Genomic DNA, 404 nt, shown 5'->3' on the forward strand with positions numbered 1-404 from the left:
TGTTTGACCCCGAGCACGGGCTGACCCATCGTACGTTTCAGCGAGGGAACATTCCGAACGAAAAGACCCGCCAATAACCCAATCAACGCAGGAGGCACCACAACCTACCTTCCCTCAAATCCCTGCTCCCTTTTTTATGAAGGACGTTCTGCCTTCTCAAACCTTGTCACAGAAACAGTCTTAGCATCCGGCATCTGAATATTAAGAAGAGTCACCTTATAGTACCCACCAACCTCCAAAGACCCCACATAATCATCCATTGACCGACCAGGATCCGGGGAATCTGTCATATACAAATTCCCGCACTCTTTTGTCTTAAAATCTGCTACACGCTTATAATCCGTATTCCCCGAGACCAGACCACCCCGATCGTGCACATCAACATGCTCGAGGGTGCAGTACTT

General features: G+C 49.0%; 1 protein-coding gene. It reads right to left on the reverse strand.

Features of this window, described 5'->3' with window-relative positions; all coding sequences use genetic code 11:
- Positions 1–134 precede the first annotated feature (134 nt).
- The coding region (locus tag HMPREF3016_RS01255; RefSeq protein ID WP_070739557.1) for a hypothetical protein at positions 135–404 on the reverse strand (270 nt) is incomplete at its 5' end.

Origin of the sequence: Rothia sp. HMSC065D02 (assembly GCF_001815285.1) — a bacterium.
In the GTDB taxonomy this organism is placed as follows: Bacteria; Actinomycetota; Actinomycetes; order Actinomycetales; family Micrococcaceae; genus Rothia; species Rothia dentocariosa.